The organism is Ruegeria sp. HKCCD7303, from assembly GCF_013111185.1.
Taxonomy (GTDB): Bacteria; Pseudomonadota; Alphaproteobacteria; order Rhodobacterales; family Rhodobacteraceae; genus Ruegeria.
In genome coordinates this window covers 891,332-916,447 of sequence record NZ_WVRE01000001.1, presented here as the reverse complement: position 1 = coordinate 916,447, position 25,116 = coordinate 891,332, and the positions used below count along the sequence as shown (strand labels likewise).

Sequence of the window (25,116 nt, the reverse complement as noted above, 5' to 3'; positions counted from 1 at the left end):
GTGCGACTGTCACATGGATGGAGGACTGCGAATGTATTACGGGATCTGGTTCGGCTAAAGCCAGAACACTTGCCCCGTAAAGGGTGGTGTTCAGGCGCCATTCTTCTTCGCACGTCTACATTTTTGCTCAATCGGAGCACTCTCCATGTTTCGCTATTTCGAAAATCTCGTTAACCCTTTTGTCGCCTACAAAGAGACCGACGCGCCACCAACCAAGTTGTGGCCGTTCATGTTGGATTATTCGCGGCCTTTTGTCCGGGTGTTTGTCTGGGCCGCACTGATTTCTATCGTCGTCGCAGGGGTCGAAATCGGGTTGATCTATTATATGGGCCGCGTTGTCGACCTGCTGGGCGGATCTCCTGCAGAAGTCTGGCAGAACCACGGGACAGAGCTGTTATTGATGGCGGCGTTTGTTCTGCTGCTTCGTCCGTTACTGCATCTGATCGACGTACTTCTGTTGAACAACACGATCCTGCCTAACTTTGGCACGCTGATCCGCTGGCGCGCGCACAAACATGTGCTGCGCCAATCGGTTGGCTGGTTCGAAAACGATTTTGCCGGGCGGATTGCGAACCGGATCATGCAAACGCCACCTGCCGCAGGCGAGGTGGTCTTTCAGGTCTTTGATGCGATTTCCTTCTCGCTAGCCTATCTGATCGGTGCGGCGATCTTGCTGTACGCAGCGGATCCGCGTTTGTTGATCCCCTTGCTAATCTGGTTTGCGTTTTATGCGATGCTGGTGCGCTGGACGGTGCAGCGTGTCGGTCCGGCGTCAAAAGCGGCCTCAGATGCGCGCTCGACTGTCACCGGCCGGGTTGTGGACAGCTATACCAACATCCATTCCGTCAAGATGTTCGCCCATGGTCCGCAAGAGTTGGACTATGCCCGCGAGGCGATCGAAGAAACCCGCCGAACTTTCCAGATTGAGATGCGGATTTTTACGATCATGGATGCGGTTCTGGTCACCTTGAACGGCATGCTGATTGTGGGCGTTGTTGGTTGGGCAATTGCGTTGTGGATGCAAGGCACCGCCTCGGTTGGTGTCGTTGCGGCTGCCACCGCACTGACTCTTCGTCTGAACGCCATGACCGGATGGATCATGTGGGCGCTGACCAGCTTTTTCCGCCAGCTTGGTATCGTGGCCGAGGGGATGGAGACGATTGCCCAAGCCATTGATCTGTTGGATGCGCCCGCTGCGAAACCCTTGCGACTGAACAAGGGTGAGATCCATATCCGCGACCTGTCGCACCACTACGGTCGCGAAGCCGGTGGTTTGGACCACATCAACCTAACCATCCAACCCGGCGAAAAGATCGGTTTGATCGGTCGGTCCGGTGCTGGAAAATCGACCCTAGTTAAGCTTCTTTTGCGGTTTTATGATGTCGAGCGGGGCGCGATCCTGATTGACGGGCAGAACATCGCAGATGTCACGCAGGACAGCTTGCGCAGTCATATCGGCATGGTTCAGCAGGACAGCGCTTTGCTGCACCGGTCGGTGCGGGACAATATCCTTTATGGCCGCCCTGATGCGACCGAGGATCAGATGATCGCCGCCGCCAAGCAGGCCGAAGCGCATGAGTTCATCCTTGACCTGCAAGACCCGCAAGGACGCACGGGGTACGACGCGCATGTGGGCGAGCGTGGTGTAAAGCTGTCCGGCGGGCAGCGGCAGCGTGTGACGCTGGCACGGGTAATCCTTAAAGATGCGCCGATATTGTTGTTGGATGAGGCGACATCCGCCCTAGATTCCGAGGTTGAAGCGTCAATTCAGGAAACCCTATACGGCATGATGCAAGGCAAAACCGTGATCGCCATTGCGCACAGGCTCAGCACGATCGCGCAGATGGACCGTATTCTGGTCATGGATGATGGCCGTATCGTCGAAGAAGGCGCCCATTCCGACCTGTTGACGCAGCGTGGTCTTTACGCGCAGTTCTGGGCGCGGCAATCTGGCGGCTTCATGAATCCGGAGGCCGCGGAATGAGGGTCGCTGACCTCATCCAACCGTTCAAAAACATCGAAACGCCCCCGCCGCAGACGTTGGGAGCGTTCATTCGCTGGAGCCTGTCCGGTGCTTGGCCGATGTTGTTTGTTGCAGCGTTCTTTTCGGCCACAGCCGGCGCGATGGAGGCGGGCACGGCTTGGATTTTGGGCCGTGTGATCGACGTGGCAACGTCTAGCGGTCCGGAAAACTTTCTGACCGTGCAAAACATGTGGATGATCTTCGGCTCGATCGCTTTCTTTATGCTGGTGCGTCCGATCCTGTTTGGCCTGTCTTCGGTTTCGAACAATTACATCGTCATGCCCAACATCACACCCTTGGTGTTGGCCAAGTTGAACCGTTGGACGCTGGGCCAGTCGGTGACGTATTTCGACGATGATTTCGCTGGACGCATCGCACAGAAGCAGATGCAAACGTCGAACGCGATGGCTTCGGTCGTGTCAGAAACGATCAGCGCCATTGTATTTGCCCTGGCGTCTCTTGTGGGGTCTTTGCTTTTGTTAGGGTCTATTCACCCGCTTGCGATGCTGCCTTTTGCCGCTTGGCTCGTGGTCTACTTCCTGCTTGTGCGCTGGTATTTGCCGCGCATCCGTCAACGCTCTGCCGCGCGGGCCGGGGCGCGGGCGATGGTTTCGGGGCAGGTCGTTGACACGATCACCAACATCAAGACGGTTAAGTTGTTTGCACATTCCGCTTTTGAAGATCGGGCTGCGCGCGACTCGATGGTGGAACTGCGCGAACGGTCGCTGGATTTCGGTAAGCTTTCGGCCAGTTTTCGATTTATCCTGATGACGTTGGCTGGTGTTTTGCCGGTTCTGCTGCTGGGTGCGACGCTTTGGTTGTGGCAAATCGGCATTGCGACCGCAGGGGATATAGTGGCAGCAGGTGCCGTCTCAATCCGGATTGCGCAAATGACGGGTTGGGTCAGTTTCACTCTAATGGGCCTCTACGCCAATGTGGGTGAAATCGAAAACGGGATGAAAACGCTGGCCAAGCGTGACCGGGTCGAGGATGCGGGGGACGCAAAAGACCTGGTTGTGCACGACGGATCAATCTCATTCGAAAATGCCAGCTTTGCTTATGGTCGGGACGTAGGCGGTGTTACAGATCTGACCCTGACTATAAAACCCGGCGAAAAGCTGGGTATTGTCGGCGCCTCGGGCGCGGGTAAATCGACGCTCGTGTCCTTGCTGCTTCGACTCTATGACAGGGAAAGTGGCGCTATTCGTATTGACGGGCAGGACGTGTCGCACGTGACGCAAGACAGCCTGCGCCGCCAGATCGGTATGGTTACGCAGGAAACGGCGATGTTCAACCGTTCAGCGCGCGAAAACATTCTGTACGGTCGCCCGGATGCGTCCGAGGATGAGATGATAACCGCTGCGAAAAAGGCAGAGGCGCATGAATTCATCCTCAGCCTTGAGGATGCTAACGGTCGCCAAGGCTATGACGCTCATCTGGGCGAAAGGGGTGTAAAACTCAGCGGCGGACAGCGTCAGCGGATCGCTTTGGCCCGTGCCATTCTGAAGGACGCGCCGATTTTGGTTCTGGACGAAGCAACATCGGCATTGGATTCCGAGGTCGAAGCCTCGATTCAGACCGCGCTGCATCGGGTAATGGAGGGTAAGACCGTTCTGGCCATTGCACACCGGCTGTCCACCCTCAGCGAGATGGATCGGATCGTTGTCCTGGACCAGGGGCGGATCGTCGAAAGCGGAACACATCAGGCGCTGCTGGATCAGGGCGGGCTTTATGCGCGGTTCTGGCATCGTCAATCAGGCGGCTTTATTCAGGCGGAAGCTGCGGAATAAGGGTTTTGTTGGCTTCAAAGCCCGGCTATCAGGCCCTTCATGACGCAGCAATTCACAATCACACGGCTCGGTCATCAGGGGGATGGTATTGCCGATGGCCCCGTCTATGCCCCGCGCACTCTGCCCGGCGAGGTTGTTGGCGGTACTCTGGTAGGTCAGGTGCTGACCGATATCCGGGTGGAAACGCCGTCCGAAGATCGGGTCAAGGCGCCGTGTCGCCATTACAAAGCCTGCGGCGGGTGCCAGCTGCAGCACGCGTCTGACGCCTTTGTTGCCGATTGGAAGCTTGAAATTGTGCGCACTGCCTTGGCAGCGCAAGGTCTGGATGCGCCGATGCGCCCGATACACACATCACAAGAACAGTCGCGCCGACGCGCAACGGTCGCCGTAAGGCGTACAAAGAAAGGCACATTGGCCGGGTTTCATGGTCGCGCGTCGGACACGATCACGGAAATCCCCGACTGCCGGTTGTTGGACCCCGAGTTGATCGCGGCCATTCCTGTGACCGAAGCGCTGGCCGTTCTGGGCGGCAGTCGTAAGGGTGTTCTGGCGGTGACACTGACACTCTCCGAAGGCGGATTGGATGTGGCTGTTAAAGGCGGCAAACCCTTGGACGGTCCGCTGGAACTGGCGCTGGCTCAAGCGACCGAGAAACACGGGTTGGCGCGGCTGAGTTGGGACGGTGAAGTGATCGCTATGCGACAGGCGCCGGTTCAGCGGTTTGGAACAGCCGCCGTCACTCCGCCATCCGGTGCGTTCTTGCAAGCGACCAAGGACGGAGAACAGGCTCTATTGCAGGCGGTTTTGGAGGCAACAGAGGGTGCAAAGCGCGCCGTCGACCTGTTTGCAGGTAGCGGTACGTTTTCCCTTCCCTTGGCCCAAACTGCTGAAGTTCATGCTGTGGAAGGCGAGGCCGCAATGGTTCAGGCGCTGGATCAGGGCTGGCGCAGAGCGCAGGGTTTGAAACGCGTAACAACTGAGGCCCGCGACCTGTTCCGTCGTCCATTGATGCCTGATGAACTAAAGGCCTTTGACGCGATTGTTTTAGACCCGCCCCGCGCCGGAGCCGAGGCGCAGGTGGAGGAGTTGGCTCAAGCCAGTCGACCAGTGATTGCCTATGTTTCCTGCAACCCGGTGAGCTTTGCGCGGGACGCAAAAATCCTTGTTAACGCAGGCTACACCCTTGAATGGGTACAGGTCGTTGACCAATTTCGGTGGTCGTCACACACGGAACTTGCTGCGCGCTTTGTCCTGAACGCCGCATCTTGACCAGACAGGAGATCGCGACACATGAGTGTCAAACAGCGTTTGCTGACCATCATCGAAGCCCCGGCTTTCGGGCGTTTCATCACGGCAGTCATCATTTTCAACGCAATTCTTTTGGGGATGGAGACATCACCCACTTTGATGAACGCAGCAGGACCGCTGATTGTCACGCTGGACAAGCTGTGCCTTGCCATCTTCGTGGCTGAGATCACAATAAAGCTGATCGCGACCGGGCGCAGATTCTTTACAAGCGGTTGGAATATATTCGATTTCCTGATCGTGGGTGTCGCACTTGTCCCCAGTGCTGGTGGTCTTTCCGTGCTGCGTGCCCTGCGGATCCTGCGGGTGTTGCGCGTGATTTCCGTGGCGCCCCGCCTGCGCCGCGTGGTCGAAGGCTTTATTTCGGCCCTGCCCGGGATGGCCAGTGTCTTCTTGTTGATGGCAATCCTGTTCTACATCGGCGCGGTAATCTCGACCAAACTGTTCTCGGTGTCATTTCCCGCCTGGTTCGGTGATCTGGGCCTGTCGGCCTATACCTTGTTCCAAATCATGACGTTGGAAAGCTGGTCCATGGGCATCGTCCGACCTGTGATGGAGGTATACCCCTACGCCTGGCTGTTCTTTGTGCCATTTATCATGGTCACGACTTTTGCCGTGGTGAACCTGTTGGTGGGTTTGATTGTGAACTCGATGCAGGACGCACACCATGCCGAGGACGAGGTTAAAACCGATGCCTATCGCGACGAAGTGCTGGAACGGCTGGAAAGCATCGAACGCCGTCTGGCCGAGCAGATGAACAGCAAAAAGTGATTTCCGTTTCGCAAGGTTTTTGGCATATTAATCTCCAAAAAACAGAGCAGGCAGTGAAAAATGGATCGTCGAGCATTCGGATTGGGGGCTATGGCAACGCTGAGCCTTACGGCTTGTGCCAAAGCTGGCCCAAGATTTCTGACTTATGATGGGCCCGAAGTGACCTCTTTGGTGGTCAACAAAGGCGCACGCAAACTCTATCTGCTGCATCATGAGCAGGTTTTGCGAGAATACGATGTGGATTTGGGATTTGCGCCACGAGGCACCAAAACCAAAAAAGGGGATGGTCGCACGCCAGAGGGCAGCTATCTGATTGATCGCAGAAACCCGCGAAGCCGCTATCACCTATCGTTAGGTATTTCCTACCCCAACTCTCAGGATATCGCTCAGGCCAAGGCAGCAGGCGTTAATCCGGGCGGTGATATCTTTATTCACGGCCAGCCGAATCTTCGGTCAGAGCTCAAGCGCGCGCGGAAAACACCCGATTGGACCGCAGGATGCATCGCTGTCAAGAATGACGAGATTGAAGAGATTTATGCGATGGTCAACAAAGGCACGCTAATCACTTTGCGTCCTTAGGCGGCACCGGGGCCCAGGCTCCAAACCCGAACACCTCATAGTCATGCTGGTAGACGTCCTCTGCCAGCGCCTCTAGCTCAGCATCATAGATCTGGTCCAGCGTAAACGGTTCATCAGGCGCGCGTGTGCTGGGCTTTGGCGGGTTTGAATGACCGATATCTCGTGCAAGCGCTGGAAGCGCTGTGGTCAGGTCTTCTTCCCGCAGGATCAGGTCTGGCAAAAGGAAACCGGAAATCCCGTCCAGAACCCGGGATTGGCTGCACCATGTCCCGTCAACGCGGATTGGGGTTTGATTGTTGAGGTTAAGACGTAGGAAGCCGAGAAAAGCGGAAAACGCATCACGGTGCTGCGCGACAGAATAATTGGTGTCCCGCACCTGCCCTGGAATCGGCACCTTTAGTCGGTTCCGCAGATAGTTACGCACCATTTTGTAGCTGCCAGGTCCAGTACTTAGAATGTGTTGGCAAAACGCGGTATGCGCCCGCGCCAACGGATGGCGCAGGACTGTGAATTTTCGGTGACCGGTGTGGTTCCTCAACCAAGCGCGGATCTGTTTGCGGTTGCGATCGGTGATTAAATCACCAGTCTTACCGCCGTCCAGATCGGCCAGCCATTGGTTTAAAACAGGCTCTAATCCGTTACGAATGGGCAAATACATCAAGGCCGACTTTGGTGCCGCGACGTATTGCGGGACGGCGGCACCGCGCTGCGGCTCAAATCGAGAGGTGTGATGCAGCCCAAACTGGTCGACATCCGCCAGCGCACGCGCCATGTCGTCAGGATTTGTGACTTTTGACACTGCGGGCGCTGGGTTTTGCGGTTTCAGCGTGTCGTCCAGCCGGGTCAGTCGCGCTTTGACCCCCAGCCATTCGGCTAGGCCGTTCAGGACGTCCATTTCAGTCAGGTCTTCATAGGAGATGAAAAAAGCGCTCTGACCTGTCTTTTGCAAATGTCGCCGCAGCATGTGCTGATGGCTCTGGACCTGTTCCAGATAATCCAAGAATTCCTGTGCATCAAAGGTGACTTGGGCATCGACGCGGCGTTTAACATTCTTCAGCAGCCATTGCTGTGTGGTCCGCGCGATCTTCAAGGACAGGTAGCTGTCCAGTGGATTGCGGGTCAGAATGATCTTTGCGCAGCGATGGTCATTCAAAACGGGCTTCAGAATGCGCGGATCGTGTTCTTCGAAATACCGGAACCCGTTGATGTCACCGGGTGCTGTACGAATTGCTTTCAGCAGCTTCATCGGATCTGCGTCACGGTCTTCCAGCGTCAGGCCCAGCAGTGTATCTGACTGCAGATTCCCGGCAAAATGGGGATTAAACGCCTCGCCATGGCAGGTCACGCTGTCAAGCGCGTTCAGGTTTGCCTCCAGCAGGTTAGACCCTGTGCGCATGGCCGCCAGTACAACAAAGTAATCATATTTGGCTGCCATTGGCCGTCACTGCACCAGATAGGGTTTTCGGAAAGGTTTTGTCTGCCGACCAAACACATCGTCAGACGGGAAATCACCCATCAGATATGGGTGCATACCTTGATTCTTCAGATTTTGCAGGAACTTCCCGAAACCGGTCAGATCAACCATGGTGGGCACTTCGGTCAAGTGGCTGGCCTGATGTGCGCCGATCTCATCCAGAATCGTCTGTAACGGATCCATCGGCGATTCAATGAAATCGGCCAAGGTCCAACTGCGCATACGGGCTTTGGTCCAGACCGAGGTCAAAACCTCGAGCTGCTTGGTTTCAATCTGCTGCAACCGTGCCGCTTCGCACCGGATCTCCGAGAAGTTGAGGTTTGAACGGAACAGCGGAATTGCCCAGGCCCCGGTGATGACCGAAATCTGGGCGTTCTTGTCGCGCGCCAAAAACCAGTTGATCTCTTGCGTGTCTCTTGGGCTGAACTGAAAACACTGCCGTTCCCCCCGCGTGTTCCAGATCAGGTTCGACAGGAATGCTGTGGGGTTGTAGTCCCGTAAAGTTGCACTGTCGCTAAGGGCGCCGTTTGTGATGGTTTCCCCTTGTGCAAATTCGGCGCGATCAGGTCCGAACAAGTGCCCATGGACTTTTGCTCCCGTGGTGGTCACAAGCCAGGATTCAAAATCCTCAAACAGCTCGGAAAATCCCTGGAATACAGAATATGGCGAAGATGTCAGGCCGTTTTCGCTGCCGTGCCGCGGAAAGCGGCTTTGCATATAAAGCCCGTCGCGTCCTCGCGTCCGCCGTTCCACCGCTTTCGAGAAGATACGGTCGATCTTGCCGGGATTGGGCTCAGCCGGTTTCATGGCACTAGTCTGGTCCGTCAGAAATGCCTGATACAGCCGTTCGGCCTGAGGCCAGATCTTACGGGCAACAAAGCAATCCGAGCGTCGCAGCAATTGCAGGTGATCGTCATAGAAAATATGCGGACGGCCCTGGTAATCGAATTTGGACAGAGTCAGGGATCGGCTTTCGATATGCGTCGAATATTGTCGTGCAAGGGTCTGGAAATAGCTTTCATCCGGAATCCAAACATGGCGAAAATACTTGTCGTATTGTTTGCGTTTGGGATCTTGAAGGATGGCTGAGAGTGTCTGGCGGGTCAGGCACCACCACTGGCTGCCCATATGAGGCACCAAACCATCTGGAATTTGTCTGCGGTACCCCACGGCACGCTGCAGCCTGACATAGGTGTCAAACAGCTTGCGCTGTTTGCGCCACGAGAATGGGAACCGCAGGGTAAACCGTTCATGATCCAGACCTCCAATGGTCCAGCTGACATCGGATGTCGTTGCGCTTTCGATAAAATCCACGCGGGGCCGTTCAGCCAGGTAATCGATTAGCTCCTCAACCGGACGCAGGGGCAGGCATGCTCCTGAAGACAGAAACACGTGCCGAACGTCGGGAAATTGCTCAAGCATCAATTCGGATGCGCTTTGCGAGGCAGCGACGATGCCCCAGCCGCCCCAATCGCACCGGTGACGTTCAGAAAAAACGATACTGGGGTCGTTCGAGCAGGATGCGACAAAACGGGCGTAAGTGCCATCCGGGACTTTGCGATCCACGTGCACCACAACCGGACATCCCGCAGCCGTCCAATGGCGCGCCACCTGCTCGGCTCGGTCCAGCGAAGTATGGACCAGCATGACGACGCCCAGGCTACTCATGCCCAATTCCCCTTGGACATAAGGCCCAGAATCTCAAGCTGTCGCCAATTGATGTAAGCCTCGGACCATTGGCACCAGAAAACGGGTTTTTCCTCAAGCTGCGCGGCATAGGCTTTGTATTCGCCTGATCCGCGGTAATGTTGACCGCGCTGCAGTTCCTCGCGCGCTTTGTCGCCAAGCGTGTCGATCAGTTTGGCATGAAGCAGTGACCCGCTGGCTTTTTCCCCGCCCCACTCGTCATAAACTTGGTTCAAACCCCGCGGCAAAAGCGAATGGGTCGAGCTGACATAGACATAGCGCCGATCCCACTTCACCAAGGGAATCTTGTTCAACGCAGGCGCTTTGGAGGGGTTTTCGCGAAAAAACACGCGCGCTCTAGGACCGCCTTGAATCCACAGGTTCTTATAATCCGGGTTCTTGGTGATCATGTAGTTCCCGGGATCGAACCAGCGTGCGATTTCGAACGGGTTCTGCCCCTCGTGGTAGGGTTCTGCATCTACCGGACCTTCGGGGTACATGTCGATCAGCATGGTTCCAAAACTGCGCACGGCGCTGCCATCCAGCCAATCCGTCAATGCGCGTATAGGGCGGGTGTCGCAAAACGGATAGATGAAGAATTCATCCGGATCGACGGTCAGAACCCAATGACTATGTGCGTATTTTCGCAGAATGTAGTTCGACCAGTCCAGGCCATAACCTGCGCGTTTGTAGCTGGTTGTCGTTCGCCAAACTGACACGTCGGCCTGTTCTTTCAGGAACTCGAAACTTCCATCATCGCTATTGTTGTCGATGAACAAAAAGTGGTTGATGCCCAGTTTGCGGTAGTATTCTAGGAAAAACGGCAGGCGGATTTTTTCGTTCCGGACAACGCTCATTAGAAGAATGTCGTCGTGTCGGATGGCCGATGTGTTGACGCTGGCGGGTTTCAGTTCATGGCGTCGTCTGAGGCAGCGCAGAATACGGCGCTTGCGCCGCAATCGCATTTTGTAGGATTCGAACAGGCTCACGTGACTGCCCAACCTTTATTATTACGCGAGCTTTCCCCGACCTCGTCTTTCCAGTTGGCAGGACAAGGCATTACCGGTTTATGCCACCTATGCATCTTCTGAGGCAACTTTTTTAAACCGACAAAGTGTAAACGTGCGGTTGACTGTCGTATTTTCATTGCAGGCCCCAATCCCCGCCAGGCATCAACCCCATTTGTTGCAACTGTTTCCAGCCGGTATAACGGACTGATTGTGGAGTCCACATGACCGGCTGATTAATGATCCCGTCATAATACGCCGCAAATTGGCTTGGATCATGAAAGTGCTGGCATCGTTCTTTTTCCGATTTGGACTTTTCAACAATCTCCGGCAGGAATTTTGTGTGCAGCAATACTCCCGAAGGCGCCGCTCCACCGGGCCCATCATAAGCTGCGTTCAGGTGGCGCGGCAGGGCCGAGTGGCATGAGTTCACATACGCATACCGCCGCGACCAGCGGATCAGTGGAATCTTGTTCAGAGTGGGAGAGCGCTGCCGCGTCTGGGTGAAGAACATCCGTTCCCTTGCGCCGCCTTGAACCCACAGATTGCCAATCGGGCTTTGTCGCTCTGCGCGATATGGCCCCGCATCGAACCAACACAGCAGATCTGTTGGGTCGGTATCCGGGTCATAGGTGTCGCGGCCCAACGGACCTTTGGGATAGAGGTCCAGCATCAACGCGCCAAAACCAACCCGCCCTTTCTGCTCCAGCCAATGTGTCAGGTCCTGAAGGGGCCGGGTATCGCAATGGGAATAAACCAACAGCTCATCCGCATCGACCATAAGACACCAGTGCGCGTGTCCATGCCGCATCTGGAGCCAAGTCAGCCAATCCAGACCAAATCGTGATCCCCGATAGCTTGAATAGGTTTGCCAGACAGAAACATCTGGTTGATCCAAGAGATACTCTGCCGAGCCGTCATCGCTGCCATTGTCGACGACCAGAAAGTGGCGCACACCCAACTGGCGGTAGTGGCGAAGAAACCAGGAAAGGCGGGTCATTTCGTTGCGCAGAGTGGTAAAAGCCAGCACGTCACCAGCGCGGATCTTGCCGGTCCGATCGTTCAGGCAGGTCAACTGGTTCCGGCTGCGAAAGGATCGCCACAGAAGCCGCCGACGTTTCCAGCGCAGCTGATACTTTTGCCGCCAGCCGATCTTGGGCAGCTTTTGTAACGCGCTGAAGGTCAATTTAGCCTCATTTCTCGTAGTGGCCGTTCTGATGCCAGCGCCAGGCATCCGCTATCATTGTCTCTAACGTGGAGCGTTTTGGCATCCATCCCAGTTCAGTTTCAGCCCGAACAGAGCCCGAGACCAGCTTGGTACAATCGCCTGCCCGACGAGGCCCGGTTGAATAAGGCACAGGGCGGTTGGTAACGGATTTGGATTGCTCGATTACCTCCAACACGGAAAATCCTGATCCGGTGCCCAGATTGAAAACACGGCTTTCCTTGCCTTGTTCCAGCCATTCCAGCCCCAGAACATGCGCGTCGACCAGATCGCAGACATGTACATAGTCGCGGATACATGTGCCGTCGGGGGTGTCATAGTCGGTCCCAAAGACGGTCAGGCCTTCGCGTTTGCCGTCGATCGCATCCAGCATCAGAGGGATCAGGTGCGTTTCGGGCTGGTGGAATTCACCAACGTCTCCGTCAGGGTCTGCCCCGGCAACGTTGAAATAGCGGAAAATGACGTGGCGAAGGCCGTGGGCCGCTTCGAAATCTTTCAGGATATCTTCGATTGCACGTTTCGATGCACCATAGGCATTCAGTGGATACTGCGCGGTGGATTCATCCAGAACCACGTTGTCATGTTCACCATAGGTGGCGCATGTGGACGAGAACACAAAATTCAAACACCCGGCTGCAACCGCAGCTTCGATCAAGGTCAACGAACCGGTGACGTTGTTTGACCAGTACAATCCGGGCTGCTTCATCGCGTCGCCCACCTGGCTTAGGGCCGCAAAATGCATCACGGCTGCCGGTTGGTGTTTGGCAAACACCTCGTCCAGACGCGCGCGGTCCAGCAGGTCGCCCTGCTCGAAAGGGCCGTATTTCACCGCATCCTGCCAACCCGTGACCAGATTGTCATATGTCACAGGCACATAACCCGCTTGCGCCAGCGCTTTGCACGCGTGCGAGCCGATATACCCTGCACCGCCAGTAACAAGGATAGTTGTCATGATGCGTCCTTTAAAACGAGTTAACTATACTTAAAATTTGAGCACCGCCGGATGTCATGGGGAAAATCGGTTATTCCAACCCCATCGCCGCCATCATCTCTTCGATTTTTGGGACATCCTGCGGGTTGTTCAGTTCCCAGAACTGGCGGCCCTTGGCCTCGACTTCGACGCACAGTACCTTGCGGCCGTTCTCCATGAACCGAAGCTGCTCCAGGCCTTCCAATTGCTCCAGCGGGCCGGTGGGCCAGCCTGGATATGCGGCAAGCGCATCGGGCCGATAAGCATATACACCCACGTGATGAAACACCGGGGTCGGCTCGTCGCCTGCATAGGTCTGCGAGGTAAACGGCACGACCTCTTTGGAGAAATACATCGCGCTGTGATCGCGACCGAACACAGCGGTGGTTCCTCCGACACGGTCATGCTTTCGGTCGTTCAGCAAACTGTTCAGCGCGTCGCCGTCACAGCGCAGCACAGGCGTGGCCACACCAGCATCCGGCGCCGCGCGCAGGCCCGCGATCAGGTCTTCTACAAACCAGTGTGGCGTCAGTGGCGCGTCGCCCTGAAGGTTGACCACCATATCATACCCAGCCCCCAGAACCTCATGCGCTTCGGCGCAGCGTTCGGTGCCGTTCTGACAGCTTTCCGAAGTCATCACCACTTCGGCCCCAAACCCTTCCGAGACCTCGCGGATACGATCGTCATCCGTTGCAACGACCACCCGATCAACGCCCGAGACAGACTTGGCTGCGCGCCAGGACCGTTCGATCAGCGTCATCGCAGTGCCTGTGGCACCAGATAGCGGCACCAACGGCTTGCCCGGATAGCGGGTCGAGGCATAGCGGGCGGGGATGGCAATCAGAACAGACATCAGGCTTCCTTTAGTTCAACACCCGGAGCGTAGGCGATAAAAAACGGGTTGGCATAGCCTTCTTTGCCATAGAGCAGCGGCGAATGGTCGTCAAAACGCACCACCTGGCCACCGGCCCCGGCCAGAACCGCGTGACCTGCCGCTGTATCCCATTCCATTGTGCGACCGACACGAGGGTAGATATCCGCTTCACCGGTGGCCACCAGACAGAACTTGAGGGAAGACCCTGCGCTTTTGCTGTCTTTGGCTTGGTACTTGCTGATGTAATCCTCGGTCGCCTGATCCCTGTGGGATTTCGAAGCCACGACCAAAAGCGCCGAATTGTCTGGTTTAGAGACTGAAATATTCGTCAAATCACCAGGTGTGTCCTTGTCAAACGCGCCGGTTTCCTCGACCGAACGGCCATCTGCTTGTGTGTAGAACATACGACCGCGAGCTGGGGCATAAACAACACCTCGCGTTGGTGTTCCGTTTTCGACCAGCGCAATGTTGACGGTAAAGTCGCCACGGCGGTTGATGAATTCTTTGGTGCCGTCCAGCGGATCAACTATCAGGAACGTATCACCTTTTTCCGAATGCGAAGCCGCCTGTTCTTCAGTGACCAGCAGAATATCCGGGAAAGCTGCGCGCAAACCGGCGGAAATCAATGCGTCTGCAGCCTCATCTGCCTCGGTTACTGGGCTGGAGTCAGATTTGACTTTGACATCGAAATCATCTGCCTCATAAATCTCCATGATCTTATCGCCTGCCTCGAGGGCAAGACGTCGGATGACTGGGATAAGCGCGTCATAGGTCACAAAAATGCTCCGTTCCTGTGGTTTGTTGATCCAAACTCATGACCGACTTATGATGTGGCGGTTACGGAACGGCAAGATATTCATGCCAGATTGAGGGCGACGAGGCAGGAAAGACCTTCGAGTGTTTTACTTCAAGCGCAATCAATCGCTGCTGGGCGGCGCGTTCACAACAGCTGAGCTTGTGTTCCATGCTGTTGTCAGAAATGTGCGGGCACAGCACCCGAATGCGGTTATCGCCATTTTGATTAACGTCATACAACTGGTGGTGATGTGCATGGTGTTCTACCTGCTGATGACATTGCTGGGTCGGGGTGGCATAGCCAAGATCAGGGGTGAATTCCTGCTGTATATCCTGTCCGGCGTCCTTCCGTTTATGATGCATATCCAGTCGATTGGGTCGATTTCCGGGGTTGGTTCGGCCAACAACCCAATGACGCTGCATTCACCAATGAATGCGATGGTCCTTATCCTGGCGGCGGCTTTCGGCACGCTGTACAAACAGGTGATGGCCATGTGCGTCCTTCTGTTCATTTACAATGTTGCAGTCGCCCCTTTGGATATTGAGAATCCCGGTGGTGCCTTTGGGATGGTTTTACTGGCCTGGTTCACCGGATGCGCGATCGGGCTTGTGTTCATGGCGATCAAGCCCTGGTTCCCGACAACCGTTACTATGCTGTCAAACATTTACCGCCGAATGAACATGGTGTTTTCCGGTAAAATGTTTGTCGCAAACACGATGGGCGGATGGTTGTTGATGATGTTCGCCTGGAATCCGCTTTTTCACATCATTGATCAGTGCCGCGGTTTCATTTTTCAGAACTATTTCCCCCGCAACACCAGTTGGGAATACGCGCTTTGGGTCGGGATCGCCTTGTTGATGATCGGATTGATGGGTGAGTTCTTTACGCGCCAGCATGTTTCGCAAAGCTGGAATGCCCGCCGTTAACGCGCCACCCGCAGTGTCAGATTGATCCGCCCGCCCTTAGGCAACAGGCGCGACGATCCGAATCTGATCCGGTCCACCCCGTGATATGCCAACCGTGCGGACCCACCCATAACGACCACATCCCCCGAGCTGAGCCAGATCGACTCGGTCTTGCCGCCACGGGTGGTGTTGCCAATGCGAAACAGGGCGTCATCGCCCAGAGAAATTGACAACACGGGCCAGGAAAAATCAGCCTCGTCCTTGTCCTGATGCAGGCCCATCTTTGCGCCTTCGCCATAATAATTGACCAAACAGCAATCCGGCTCATGTTCCGTGCTGACCAAGTCATGCCAGATACCCAAAATACTGTTGGGAATGCCGGGCCAAACTCCGCCCTTGGGATGCTGTTCCTGATAACGGTAGCCTGCCTTGTCTGTCACCCAACCCAAATCCCCGGCCGAGGTCATACGCACCGACATCTCTTTGCCCGAAGGCGTGACGGGGCGAAACAAGGGCGCGGATTTCAGAATCGGCCGCAGATCAGCGATGACCTGCGTCTGGGTGGCAGGATCCAGATGGCCTTTTCTGATGTCGAACCCCCGCAAAATCAGCCGCGCCATTCCGGAAACCCCAATCCTTTCCAAATCCTTGCCAAAAAAGGCCACAGATTCCCGAAAACCTGCCTTTTACGGTGCTTGCAGGCCCTTGGTCTCGCCCTTATATACGCCGGGACGCGCGATGGTAGTGCTGTCGCGCACATCAGATCGGGGACGGGATGCCGTAACGGGTCCGGTTCTCGGGACATCGCCTTGAAGAGAAAGGGATTGCAAAAATGGGAAAAGTCATCGGGATTGACCTCGGAACCACCAACTCGTGTGTGGCCATCATGGACGGCTCGCAGCCGAAGGTCATCGAAAACGCAGAAGGGGCGCGGACCACGCCCTCGATCGTCGCCTTCACCGAAGATGAGCGACTGGTCGGTCAGCCTGCAAAGCGTCAGGCGGTCACCAACCCCGACAACACGATCTTTGGCGTCAAGCGTCTGATCGGCCGTCGTGTGGATGATGCAGAAGTCGAAAAAGACAAGAAAATGGTGCCGTACGCCATCGTTGATGGCGGCAATGGTGACGCGTGGGTCGAGGCCCGCGGTGAAAAGTACTCCCCAAGCCAGATCTCGGCCTTCACTCTGGGCAAGATGAAGGAAACCGCCGAGAGCTATCTGGGTGAAGAAGTCACACAAGCAGTCATCACCGTACCGGCCTACTTCAACGACGCACAGCGTCAGGCCACCAAAGACGCCGGTAAAATCGCCGGTCTGGAAGTGCTGCGGATCATCAACGAACCGACAGCGGCTGCTCTGGCCTATGGTCTGGACAAGGAAGAAACCCAAACCATCGCGGTTTATGACCTTGGTGGTGGTACCTTCGACGTGACCATCCTGGAAATCGATGACGGCCTGTTCGAGGTCAAATCGACCAACGGTGACACCTTCCTGGGTGGTGAAGACTTTGACATGCGCATCGTCAACTACCTGGCGGATGAGTTCAAAAAGGAACACGGCGTCGATCTGTCCCAAGACAAGATGGCCCTGCAGCGTCTGAAAGAGGCCGCTGAAAAAGCCAAGATCGAGCTGTCTTCGACCTCGCAGACCGAAATCAACCAGCCGTTCATCTCGATGGGTTCGAACGGTCAGCCGCTGCACATGGTCATGAAACTGACCCGTGCCAAGCTGGAATCGCTGGTGTCGGACCTGATCAAAAAGTCGATGAAGCCTTGCGCTGCCGCTCTGAAAGACGCCGGTCTGTCGGCTGCTGACGTGGACGAAGTTGTTCTGGTTGGTGGTATGACCCGGATGCCGAAAGTGATCGAAGAGGTCACCAAATTCTTCGGGAAAGAGCCGCACAAGGGTGTGAACCCGGACGAAGTGGTTGCTATGGGCGCCGCCATTCAGGCCGGTGTTCTGCAAGGCGACGTTAAAGACGTTGTTCTGCTTGACGTGACCCCGCTGTCGCTGGGCATCGAGACTCTGGGTGGCGTGTTCACCCGTCTGATCGACCGCAACACCACGATCCCGACCAAGAAGTCTCAGGTCTTCTCGACCGCCGAGGACAACCAGAATGCCGTGACCATCCGCGTGTTCCAGGGTGAGCGTGAAATGGCTGCGGACAACAAGATCCTGGGTCAGTTCAACCTTGAAGACATCCCGCCCGCACCGCGCGGTATGCCTCAGATCGAGGTGACGTTTGACATCGACGCCAACGGCATTGTCTCGGTTTCGGCCAAAGACAAAGGCACCGGCAAAGAGCAGAAGATCACCATCCAGGCTTCGGGCGGTCTGTCCGACGAGGACATCGAAAAGATGGTCAAGGACGCCGAAGAGAACGCGGAAGCCGACAAGGAACGCCGCGAACTGGTCGACGCCAAGAACCAGGCGGAAAGCCTTATCCACTCGACCGAGAAGTCGATGGAAGAGCATTCCGACAAGGTCGACCCGACCACCATCGAAGCCATCGAGCTGGCGATCGCCGCTTTGAAGGACGAGCTGGAGACCGAGAATGCCGACAAGATCAAGTCGGGCATCCAGAACGTCACCGAAGCGGCCATGAAGCTGGGCGAAGCCATCTATAAGGCGCAAGCCGAAGAAGGCGAAGAAGAGCCCGCAGCAGCCGACGCCGCACCGGGTGACGATGACATTGTCGATGCCGAGTTCGAAGATCTGGACAACGACAAGCGTAACTAACGGGTAACCGGGCCAATTCGGGCCGGTCCGGTTGCCGGGCCGGCCCGATTACGTTGAGGCAGAAGGAAACACTGATGTCAAAACGCGACTATTACGATGTGCTCGGCGTAGCCAAAGGTGCATCGGCGGACGAGATCAAAAAGGGTTTTCGCAAGAAAGCCAAAGAATTGCATCCCGACCGTAACAAGGACAACCCGGATGCCGAGGCGCAGTTCAAGGAAGCGAACGAAGCCTATGACGTTCTGAAAGACGCCGAACGCAAGGCGGCCTACGACCGTTTTGGCCACGCAGCCTTTGAAAACGGTATGGGTGGCGGCGGGCGTCCTGGCGGCGGCTTTGGTCAGGGCGATTTCTCCAGCGCGTTCTCGGATGTGTTCGATGACCTGTTCGGCGACTTCATGGGCGGTCAACGCGGAGGAGGCGGCGGCCGTCGCGCCGCGCGCGGCTCGGACCTGCGCTATAACCTGCGCGTGTCGCTGGAAGAGGCGTTCTCGGGCCTGCAGAAAACCATTAACGTCCCCACCGCCGTGGCCTGTTCGTCCTGTGACGGAACCGGCGCTGAAGGTGGCGTTGAACCCACAACCTGCCCCACTTGTTCGGGCATGGGCAAAGTGCGGGCGCAACAGGGCTTCTTTACGGTTGAACGCACCTGCCCGACCTGTTCTGGGCTGGGTCAGATCATCAAGAACCCCTGCAAATCCTGCCAGGGTTCCGGCCGTGTCGAAAAAGATCGTGCTTTGTCCGTCAATATCCCAGCTGGTGTTGAAACCGGAACACGGATTCGGCTGGCTGGCGAGGGCGAAGCTGGGATGCGCGGCGGTCCTCCGGGCGATCTCTATATCTTTGTCGAGGTCTCCGACCACAAACTGTTCGAACGCGACAGCGTAAACCTTTATTGCCGGGTTCCGGTTAGCATGGCCAAGGCCGCGCTGGGCGGTTCGATCGAAGTTCCGACCATTGATGGTGGACGGGGCCGTGTCCAGATTCCAGCCGGTAGTCAGTCAGGTCGCCAGATGCGCCTGCGTGGCAAAGGCATGCCCGCCCTGCGTGGTGGTGGCGTTGGTGATATGTTCATCGAACTGGCGGTGGAAACTCCGGTCAACCTGACCAGTCGTCAGAAAGAGCTGCTGCGCGAGTTTGAGGACCTGGGTGAAGACAACCACCCGGAATCCAAAAGCTTTTTCTCTTCCGTCAAATCCTTCTGGGACGGAATGAAAGGCTAAGACTGAGGCGGCGATTGCCGCCTCTTTTACGTTTTGACCGTTGTAAAAATCAAAACGACATGGCTTCGTTTGGCACTATCTGGTTTCCAGCCAATCCATGAAACGCATCGACCAGATCGCCGTTCCCAGACCTGCAATCTTGAACGGGCGATAGGACATGGCCCGCACCGGTGTTGTTGGAAAGGTCAGAGATTCAGAGTCAGCGCCCAGGGCACGCTCGGCTAGAACGCGGCCCATCACATGTGACATTGCAACGCCGCGCCCGTTGTAGCCTAGCCCGATTAAAAGGCCCGGCTGCGGTTCATGCAGGTGAGGCAGGTGGTCGTCGGTAACCGCGATGCGCCCGCCCCAATGATGGGACCAGTTGGCTCCTTTCACCTGAGGAAAAACGCGTTCGGCGTCTCGTTGAAGCCAATCGAAACCGCCCAGGTTGCCCGCGCGGTCCATGCGGCCCAACCCACCGTAGACCAACCGATTGTCTGGCTCTCGCCGTGCATACATGATGATCCGTCGGCTGTCCGAGATTGTGTGTCCCTGTGGCAGGATCGAAGCAATGACGTCTTCCGGCAACGGGTCTGTTGCAATCTGGATCGGGGTCAGAGGCATGATGCTGTTGGGTAGTTTCGGCACCAGTGGGCCGGTATAGCCGTTGGTTGCAACGATCACAGTGTCAGAGGTGACCGAACCCTGATCTGTGCGCAGTTGCCACTTACCGCCGACCTTGTTCATCGAGGTGACAGCGCTGTTTCCAAAAATCGAAACGCCGCGTTGTTGGGCGGCACCTGCTACGCCGCGCGCCAGCATCATTGGCTGTACGGCGCCACCGCGTGGGGTCACGACACCACTGGAATAGGCAGCAGTGCCCGAGGTGATTCGCAGATCATCCCCACGCAGAAGCTCCATTCCTGCGCCAAATTCGTTCCAGGCTTTCACGTCCGCCTCGGCCTTTTGCAAGGCCCGGTCGTTGTGCAGTACCCTCAGCCAGCCCTTCTGCCGGGCTTGGCACGGGATTTGATGGGTGTCGATCAACGAGAACAATTCGTCGGCGGAATTCAGAGACACTTCGGTCAGACGCTCAAAATAAGTCTGTCCCAGCATAAGCTGTAAGTCTTTGGGTGAGTTGAAAGGCAGCATAGGATTGACCTGCCCGCCAGTGCGCCCCGATGCGCCCCAGCCTACATCACCGGCATCGAGTACGACGGCTGACGTACCTGCCTCGGCCAAGGCCAATGCTGCGCGCAGACCGGTGAAGCCAGCGCCCAGAATGGACACGTCCGCATGCAGATCGCCGGTCAATTGTGGGCTGTCGGGCATTGACGGCGCAGTGCTGGCCCAAAGCGAGTTCGGCCGCGTGGCCATGGCAGGTGGTGTTGCGAACATAAAAATCTCGTATATCGGAACAATAATTCCAATATTCGATAGCATCCGTCAGGTCGTCAAGTGGAAGTTTTCGGGTGCTTCGCCGCCGATCCGACTACAGATCTCGGCAGCGGTTTGTTTCAGCAAGTCAAGGCTGGCAAGCAATTCCTCTGGCGTGTCGTCTGCCGTCAAAGTCCAAACAGAAAGACAGGCGGCGACTTTGCCCTGATCATTCCAAATAGGAGCGGACATGCCCATGACCTGGAGAAATTCCTCTTTCACGACAACCGCATAGCCCTGATTCCGAACGACACCCAAGTCGGTCTCAAGCTCTGGCAGGTTGGTCTTTGTGTATTCGGTGAACTTTTCCAATCCGGCCGAGTCGAGCACGGAATTGCGCTGTTTTTCGGGCATAAACGCAAGGAAAACTTTGCCTGCGGCTGTGCAGTGCAGCGGTGCGTGGTCGCCTGCACGCGCTGCGTACCGAACCGAAACATTATTGGTTGTCCGCAGGTACAAAATGGTATCGCCATCCAAAACAGACAGCGCAATGTTCAATCCTGTCGCTTCGCTGAGGCGGTCAACAGGTTCTGCGACAACCTGCTGAAGATCCGGGTGTCGAAATCCGGCGCGTGCCCATTCCTGAAATCGCGAGCCAGGTTTGTAGGTTCTGCCGCTTTTGTCGTATTCGACCATCCGCTCACTTTGAAGAACGGCAAGTACGCGGTGGCACGAGCTTTTGACCAAACCTGTCCGCGCAACGATATCCGAAAAACCCATAGGTCTTTTTGCGTGGGTCAGGGCATCCATGATCATAGCGCACTTTGCGACGATAGAGCTGTCTGTCGATCTTGCCATGCCCACTCCCATATCTACTGCATTGCAGAACTACGACGAGTTTTTAACCTTTTCAACTTTTGAATACGCTCACAGCAAAACTTGAAGAATAAACAGTTGACGAAAAGAATGCGTACTCACTAGTGTTCTATTTCAGAACACCTGTTCTGCACAACGATAGAATGAGAGGCTTCTTGATTGGCGGCGTGCAAAAAAGAAAAATACACGGCACAGTACCGTAAGGCGCACCCAATGCTCTCTCACAGTAAAACAGCGGAACGCGCTGTAAAAAAGTGACCCAACCGGAGGATACCATGAAAAAAACACTCGCCACTCTCGCTGCGACCAGTGTGCTTGCGTTGACAAGCCATGCAGTGCTTGCGCAGGACCTGGACGAAATCACCGTTGCATACTTCCTGGAATGGCCGCTGCCCATGCTAGAAGCCAAGGCCAACGGAACCTATGACGAGGCACTTGGCCTCAAGGTGAATTGGGTGAGCTTTGAAACCGGCACTGCGATGAGCGCGGCCATGGCCTCGGGCGACGTGCAGATCGCGGTCAGCCAGGGCATTCCGCCTTTCGTTGTTGCCGCATCCGCTGGTCAGGCGATTCAGGTGGTCGATGTCGCTGTGACGTATTCTGAGAACGACAACTGTGTCGTGTCGGAAGCGCTGGAGATCGATAAGGAAAACGCCAGCGAGCTGGCAGGTAAAAAGGTGGCTGTGCCACTGGGTACCGCCGCGCACTATGGCTTCCTTCGCCAGATGGATCACTTCGGTATCGACTTGGCCAGCCTTGAAGTTGTCGACATGGCCCCGCCTGAAGGCGCTGCGGCCCTAAGCCAGGGCGCAGTTGATTTCGCGTGTGGCTATGGCGGCGGTCTGTCCCGGATGAAAGAGCACGGCAACGTTCTGTTGACCGGTGCCGAGAAGGAAGAACTGGGTATTCTGGTGTTCGATGTGACCTCGGCCCCGGAAAGCTTTATCTCGGAAAACCCTGAGCTGGTCGCCCAGTTCCTTCAGGTAACTGCGGATGCAAATGAGCGTTGGAACTCGGGTGCGGGCGGTGATGCGATGCTTGAAGTTGTTGCCAAAGAATCCGGCATGGATCTTGAAGGCGCGCGCGCGGCCATCGGGACGATGGGTTTCCCCAGTATGGATGATCAGCTGTCGCAGAAATGGCTGGGCGGCAATGTGCAGACCTTCATGAAGGGCGTAGCCGACGTGTTTGTCGAGGCCGGCAGCATCGACGGTGCGCTGGACAGCTATGCCAACTCGGTCAACACCGAGCCGATGACGATTGCCGACGGCAAGTAACAAGGTTTGGCGTGGCGCATTTCCATGCGCCCGCGGATCCTCCCCCGGCAATCGGGCGTGCCGCCTGCTTGTGGCGGCGCCCTCATCTACAGAAAGCGGGATATGACAGGTTTATCCATCGAAAACATCTCCATGCGCTTCGACCTGCCTAACGGAACGGCCGTGCAGGCGTTGAAGGATGTCACGTTGCATCTGAACGAAGGCGAGTTGATGAGCGTGCTGGGCCCCTCAGGCTGCGGCAAGACAACACTTTTGAACATCGTCGCGGGTTTTCTGGCCCCGACCGAAGGGCAGATCGTGATGAATGGCCACACGGTCACTGGCCCTGATGCCGAACGTGGCATGGTGTTTCAGAAGGGCGCTTTGTTCGAATGGATGAGCGTGCGTGATAATGTAAGCTTTGGCCCTCGGATGAAGGGGCAGAAGGAAGCGCAATACGCGGCCGAGGTCGATCATCTACTTGAGGTCGTGGGGCTTCAGGACTTCAAGGAAAAGGCTATCTACGAATTGTCTGGCGGGATGCAGCAGCGTGTGGCGCTGGCGCGGTGTCTCGCAAATGACCCCGATGTCATCCTGATGGACGAACCGCTGGGCGCGCTGGACGCGCTGACCCGTGAAAAAATGCAATCGCTGGTTTTGAAGCTGTGGAAAGAGACCGGCAAGACAATCATCCTGATCACCCACTCGGTGGAAGAAGCGCTGCTATTGGGCGAGCGTCTGCTCGTGATGGCACCCAGACCGGGGCGCATTCACAAGGAATATCGCCTCCCCTTCGCAGATATGGGCGTCGACCAGGATCTGCGTGAGGTCAAAAAACACCCTGACTTCGCCACCAACCGCGAAGAGATCCTGGGCATGATCTGGGACATGGAAGAAGAAATCATGGGTCGGACGGAGGCAGCGCAATGATCCCCATTCTGATCTATATCGCGATATTTATCGGCGCTTTCTTTGTGGTCAAACTGGTGACTGCAGGCACAGACCGCCATGATTTCACCTCACTTAAGACGGTCACTTTCGGCGATGAAAGCGCCGTTGTCTCGGATCGTAAGGCATCAATCATCTCGATCATCGCCATCTTCGTGCTTTGGGGCGCATTCACCGGGTCGGCCTTGTTGCCGTCCTTCTTGCACGCGCCCGGTCCTTATGTCGGAGAGGGCTCATTCACCTACACTGTTGAAACGGCTGATGGTCAGACCGATGACGCCTCAGTGACGGTGATCGTGCACCCTGCGGACGCACCGGTGGATGAACCCGAGGTCGCGCCCGGCGATGGATTCGCCAAGGACGATGCCGTTGTGGTGCAGGCCTATCGCAGTAAGTTGGCCCGCCTTGACCGAAATGATGAGATCGGTCGTGACGAAGGTGCAAAGATCGTTGCCGTGAATGGTCAGTCGATTGAGCCGGGTGGTTCTGTGAACACTGATTTCGGTCGTGTGGTCATGTCGCAGCGCGGCACGCTCAACATCGACCCGGACAAGGGCTGGCAGATGGAGCCGATCTGGCTGCCCGCACCGGAAAACGTTTTCGAGCGCTTGGGCGAGATTGCCAGCGAAGGCTTCCGGAATTTCACCCTTTGGGAGCATCTGGGTTACTCGCTGTTCCGCGTGATCGTGGGCTTCCTACTGGGATCGCTTGTGGGCATTCCCTTGGGCTATGCCATGGGTCTGTCCAACTGGTTCCGTGGCTGGTTCGACCCGATTGTCGAGTTTATGCGCCCGGTTCCGCCGCTGGCTTTGATCCCGCTGGTGATCATTTGGGCAGGGATCGGTGAGGGAGGCAAGATCATCTTGCTGTTCCTGGCTGCGCTCTGGATCATGGCGATTGCGGCCCGTTCTGGTGTGTCCGGCGTGAACATCTCGAAGGTACACGCGGCCTATTCCCTTGGGGCGTCAAAGTGGCAGGTGATGCGCCATGTGATCATCCCCAATTCGTTGCCCGAGATCTTCACCGGTGCGCGGGTTGCGATGGGCGTCTGCTGGGGCACGGTTGTTGCTGCTGAACTGGTCGCCGCTGAAAAAGGGGCCGGCATGATGATTATGGTTGCCTCCAAATTCCAGAATACCGACATCGTGATCATGGGCATCATCCTGATTGGTGTCATCGGCTTCGGCATCGACATGCTGATGCGCTGGGCCGAACGTATTCTGGTGCCCTGGAAAGGCAAAAGCTGATATAGACTTGCACCAGACGTCAATACCGTCTGGGTGCACCCATAAAGATCATGAGGCGCGGT

The 25,116-nt window shown here is 56.3% G+C and carries 21 protein-coding genes; 11 read left to right on the top strand and 10 right to left on the bottom strand.

All coding sequences use genetic code 11. The features are described 5' to 3' along the window. The first annotated feature begins 145 nt into the window (after positions 1–145). From GS630_RS04085 to GS630_RS04065, 5 genes are read left to right on the top strand one after another with little or no spacing between them, the layout of a single operon-like run. Complete coding sequence (locus tag GS630_RS04085; RefSeq protein ID WP_171620401.1) at positions 146–1,984, top strand: ABC transporter ATP-binding protein; 1,839 nt, start codon at positions 146–148, stop codon at positions 1,982–1,984. Continuing rightward, a complete protein-coding gene (locus GS630_RS04080; protein ID WP_171620399.1) occupies positions 1,981–3,813 on the top strand; it encodes an ABC transporter ATP-binding protein in 1,833 nt (610 codons plus the stop codon). Before GS630_RS04085 ends, GS630_RS04080 begins: the two co-directional genes overlap by 4 nt. Before the next feature lie 39 nt (positions 3,814–3,852). Then, positions 3,853–5,082, top strand: a complete 1,230-nt coding sequence (locus tag GS630_RS04075) for a class I SAM-dependent RNA methyltransferase (protein WP_171620397.1) — start codon at positions 3,853–3,855, stop codon at positions 5,080–5,082. Positions 5,083–5,103: 21 nt separating this feature from the next. Continuing rightward, on the top strand, positions 5,104–5,889 hold the full coding sequence (locus tag GS630_RS04070; RefSeq protein WP_171178613.1) for an ion transporter: 786 nt from the start codon (positions 5,104–5,106) through the stop codon (positions 5,887–5,889). 60 nt (positions 5,890–5,949) lie between these two features. After that, positions 5,950–6,468 (top strand): murein L,D-transpeptidase family protein, encoded by a 519-nt coding sequence (locus GS630_RS04065; protein ID WP_171178610.1) that lies wholly within the window; start codon positions 5,950–5,952, stop codon positions 6,466–6,468. Here GS630_RS04065 and GS630_RS04060 read toward each other — a convergent pair. The 7 genes from GS630_RS04060 to cysQ all read right to left on the bottom strand — a co-directional run bounded on the left by GS630_RS04060 (position 6,452) and on the right by cysQ (position 14,480). Next, positions 6,452–7,903: a sulfotransferase family 2 domain-containing protein gene (locus GS630_RS04060; protein ID WP_171620395.1), complete on the bottom strand. Its 1,452-nt coding sequence runs from the start codon at positions 7,901–7,903 to the stop codon at positions 6,452–6,454. The two genes, GS630_RS04065 and GS630_RS04060, sit on opposite strands and share 17 nt — an antisense overlap. A 6-nt stretch (positions 7,904–7,909) precedes the next feature. Next, on the bottom strand, positions 7,910–9,610 hold the full coding sequence (locus tag GS630_RS04055; RefSeq protein ID WP_171620393.1) for a beta-1,6-N-acetylglucosaminyltransferase: 1,701 nt from the start codon (positions 9,608–9,610) through the stop codon (positions 7,910–7,912). Beyond that, positions 9,607–10,593, bottom strand: a complete 987-nt coding sequence (locus GS630_RS04050) for a glycosyltransferase family 2 protein (RefSeq protein WP_171620481.1) — start codon at positions 10,591–10,593, stop codon at positions 9,607–9,609. The genes GS630_RS04055 and GS630_RS04050 overlap by 4 nt, the downstream gene beginning before the upstream one ends. 178 nt (positions 10,594–10,771) lie before the next feature. Further along, a complete protein-coding gene (locus tag GS630_RS04045; RefSeq protein ID WP_253285894.1) occupies positions 10,772–11,821 on the bottom strand; it encodes a glycosyltransferase family 2 protein in 1,050 nt (349 codons plus the stop codon). A gap of 7 nt (positions 11,822–11,828) precedes the next feature. Next, positions 11,829–12,812 carry a UDP-glucose 4-epimerase GalE gene (galE, locus tag GS630_RS04040; protein ID WP_171178603.1) on the bottom strand — a complete coding sequence of 328 codons (984 nt, stop codon included), beginning with the start codon at positions 12,810–12,812 and terminating at the stop codon, positions 11,829–11,831. 70 nt (positions 12,813–12,882) lie between these two features. Continuing rightward, a complete protein-coding gene (locus GS630_RS04035; protein ID WP_171178601.1) occupies positions 12,883–13,683 on the bottom strand; it encodes a manno-octulosonate cytidylyltransferase in 801 nt (266 codons plus the stop codon). Continuing rightward, the gene (cysQ, locus tag GS630_RS04030) at positions 13,683–14,480 is read right to left on the bottom strand and encodes a 3'(2'),5'-bisphosphate nucleotidase CysQ (protein ID WP_171234663.1); all 798 of its coding nucleotides are present in this window, start codon (positions 14,478–14,480) and stop codon (positions 13,683–13,685) included. The genes GS630_RS04035 and cysQ overlap by 1 nt, the downstream gene beginning before the upstream one ends. Before the next feature lie 121 nt (positions 14,481–14,601). Here cysQ and GS630_RS04025 point away from each other — a divergent pair, with 121 nt between their 5' ends. Beyond that, a complete protein-coding gene (locus GS630_RS04025) occupies positions 14,602–15,426 on the top strand; it encodes an ABC transporter permease (RefSeq protein WP_171620389.1) in 825 nt (274 codons plus the stop codon). Here GS630_RS04025 and GS630_RS04020 read toward each other — a convergent pair. Next, positions 15,423–16,025 (bottom strand): alpha-ketoglutarate-dependent dioxygenase AlkB, encoded by a 603-nt coding sequence (locus GS630_RS04020; protein ID WP_171178596.1) that lies wholly within the window; start codon positions 16,023–16,025, stop codon positions 15,423–15,425. The two genes, GS630_RS04025 and GS630_RS04020, sit on opposite strands and share 4 nt — an antisense overlap. Before the next feature lie 212 nt (positions 16,026–16,237). Between GS630_RS04020 and dnaK the strand changes: the two genes are divergently transcribed. Together dnaK and dnaJ are read left to right on the top strand one after the other, a co-directional pair. Next, positions 16,238–18,145, top strand: a complete 1,908-nt coding sequence (gene dnaK / locus GS630_RS04015; RefSeq protein WP_171178593.1) for a molecular chaperone DnaK — start codon at positions 16,238–16,240, stop codon at positions 18,143–18,145. A gap of 74 nt (positions 18,146–18,219) precedes the next feature. Further along, the gene (gene dnaJ, locus GS630_RS04010; protein WP_171178591.1) at positions 18,220–19,368 is read left to right on the top strand and encodes a molecular chaperone DnaJ; all 1,149 of its coding nucleotides are present in this window, start codon (positions 18,220–18,222) and stop codon (positions 19,366–19,368) included. A 75-nt stretch (positions 19,369–19,443) separates the two neighbouring features. Here the strand turns inward: dnaJ and GS630_RS04005 are convergent, their stop codons facing one another. Beyond that, complete coding sequence (locus GS630_RS04005) at positions 19,444–20,748, bottom strand: FAD-binding oxidoreductase (RefSeq protein ID WP_171711876.1); 1,305 nt, start codon at positions 20,746–20,748, stop codon at positions 19,444–19,446. 48 nt (positions 20,749–20,796) lie between these two features. Beyond that, positions 20,797–21,585 (bottom strand): IclR family transcriptional regulator, encoded by a 789-nt coding sequence (locus GS630_RS04000; protein WP_245222876.1) that lies wholly within the window; start codon positions 21,583–21,585, stop codon positions 20,797–20,799. A gap of 293 nt (positions 21,586–21,878) precedes the next feature. On the opposite strand from GS630_RS04000, the gene GS630_RS03995 reads away from it, so the two are divergent. The 3 genes from GS630_RS03995 (at position 21,879) to GS630_RS03985 (ending at position 25,054) form a co-directional block, all read left to right on the top strand. Continuing rightward, entirely contained in the window at positions 21,879–22,880 is a 1,002-nt protein-coding gene (locus GS630_RS03995) for an ABC transporter substrate-binding protein (RefSeq protein WP_171178586.1), read from the top strand. Between the two features lie 102 nt (positions 22,881–22,982). Next, on the top strand, positions 22,983–23,789 hold the full coding sequence (locus GS630_RS03990) for a taurine ABC transporter ATP-binding protein (RefSeq protein WP_171092888.1): 807 nt from the start codon (positions 22,983–22,985) through the stop codon (positions 23,787–23,789). Beyond that, positions 23,786–25,054 (top strand): ABC transporter permease subunit, encoded by a 1,269-nt coding sequence (locus tag GS630_RS03985; RefSeq protein WP_171178583.1) that lies wholly within the window; start codon positions 23,786–23,788, stop codon positions 25,052–25,054. The genes GS630_RS03990 and GS630_RS03985 overlap by 4 nt, the downstream gene beginning before the upstream one ends. Positions 25,055–25,116: the final 62 nt, after the last annotated feature.

Excerpts from the sequence above, each read along its gene's own strand:
- GS630_RS04085 (WP_171620401.1), top strand. The coding sequence starts at position 146 with ATGTTTCGCTATTTCGAAAATCTCGTTAACCCTTTTGTCGCCTACAAA.
- GS630_RS04080 (WP_171620399.1), top strand. The coding sequence starts at position 1,981 with ATGAGGGTCGCTGACCTCATCCAACCGTTCAAAAACATCGAAACGCCC.
- GS630_RS04075 (WP_171620397.1), top strand. The coding sequence starts at position 3,853 with ATGACGCAGCAATTCACAATCACACGGCTCGGTCATCAGGGGGATGGT.
- GS630_RS04070 (WP_171178613.1), top strand. The coding sequence starts at position 5,104 with ATGAGTGTCAAACAGCGTTTGCTGACCATCATCGAAGCCCCGGCTTTC.
- GS630_RS04065 (WP_171178610.1), top strand. The coding sequence starts at position 5,950 with ATGGATCGTCGAGCATTCGGATTGGGGGCTATGGCAACGCTGAGCCTT.
- GS630_RS04060 (WP_171620395.1), bottom strand. The coding sequence starts at position 7,903 with ATGGCAGCCAAATATGATTACTTTGTTGTACTGGCGGCCATGCGCACA.
- GS630_RS04055 (WP_171620393.1), bottom strand. The coding sequence starts at position 9,610 with ATGAGTAGCCTGGGCGTCGTCATGCTGGTCCATACTTCGCTGGACCGA.
- GS630_RS04050 (WP_171620481.1), bottom strand. The coding sequence starts at position 10,593 with ATGCGATTGCGGCGCAAGCGCCGTATTCTGCGCTGCCTCAGACGACGC.
- galE (WP_171178603.1), bottom strand. The coding sequence starts at position 12,812 with ATGACAACTATCCTTGTTACTGGCGGTGCAGGGTATATCGGCTCGCAC.
- GS630_RS04035 (WP_171178601.1), bottom strand. The coding sequence starts at position 13,683 with ATGTCTGTTCTGATTGCCATCCCCGCCCGCTATGCCTCGACCCGCTAT.
- GS630_RS04020 (WP_171178596.1), bottom strand. The coding sequence starts at position 16,025 with ATGGCGCGGCTGATTTTGCGGGGGTTCGACATCAGAAAAGGCCATCTG.
- dnaK (WP_171178593.1), top strand. The coding sequence starts at position 16,238 with ATGGGAAAAGTCATCGGGATTGACCTCGGAACCACCAACTCGTGTGTG.
- dnaJ (WP_171178591.1), top strand. The coding sequence starts at position 18,220 with ATGTCAAAACGCGACTATTACGATGTGCTCGGCGTAGCCAAAGGTGCA.
- GS630_RS04005 (WP_171711876.1), bottom strand. The coding sequence starts at position 20,748 with ATGTTCGCAACACCACCTGCCATGGCCACGCGGCCGAACTCGCTTTGG.
- GS630_RS04000 (WP_245222876.1), bottom strand. The coding sequence starts at position 21,585 with ATGGCAAGATCGACAGACAGCTCTATCGTCGCAAAGTGCGCTATGATC.
- GS630_RS03995 (WP_171178586.1), top strand. The coding sequence starts at position 21,879 with ATGAAAAAAACACTCGCCACTCTCGCTGCGACCAGTGTGCTTGCGTTG.
- GS630_RS03990 (WP_171092888.1), top strand. The coding sequence starts at position 22,983 with ATGACAGGTTTATCCATCGAAAACATCTCCATGCGCTTCGACCTGCCT.
- GS630_RS03985 (WP_171178583.1), top strand. The coding sequence starts at position 23,786 with ATGATCCCCATTCTGATCTATATCGCGATATTTATCGGCGCTTTCTTT.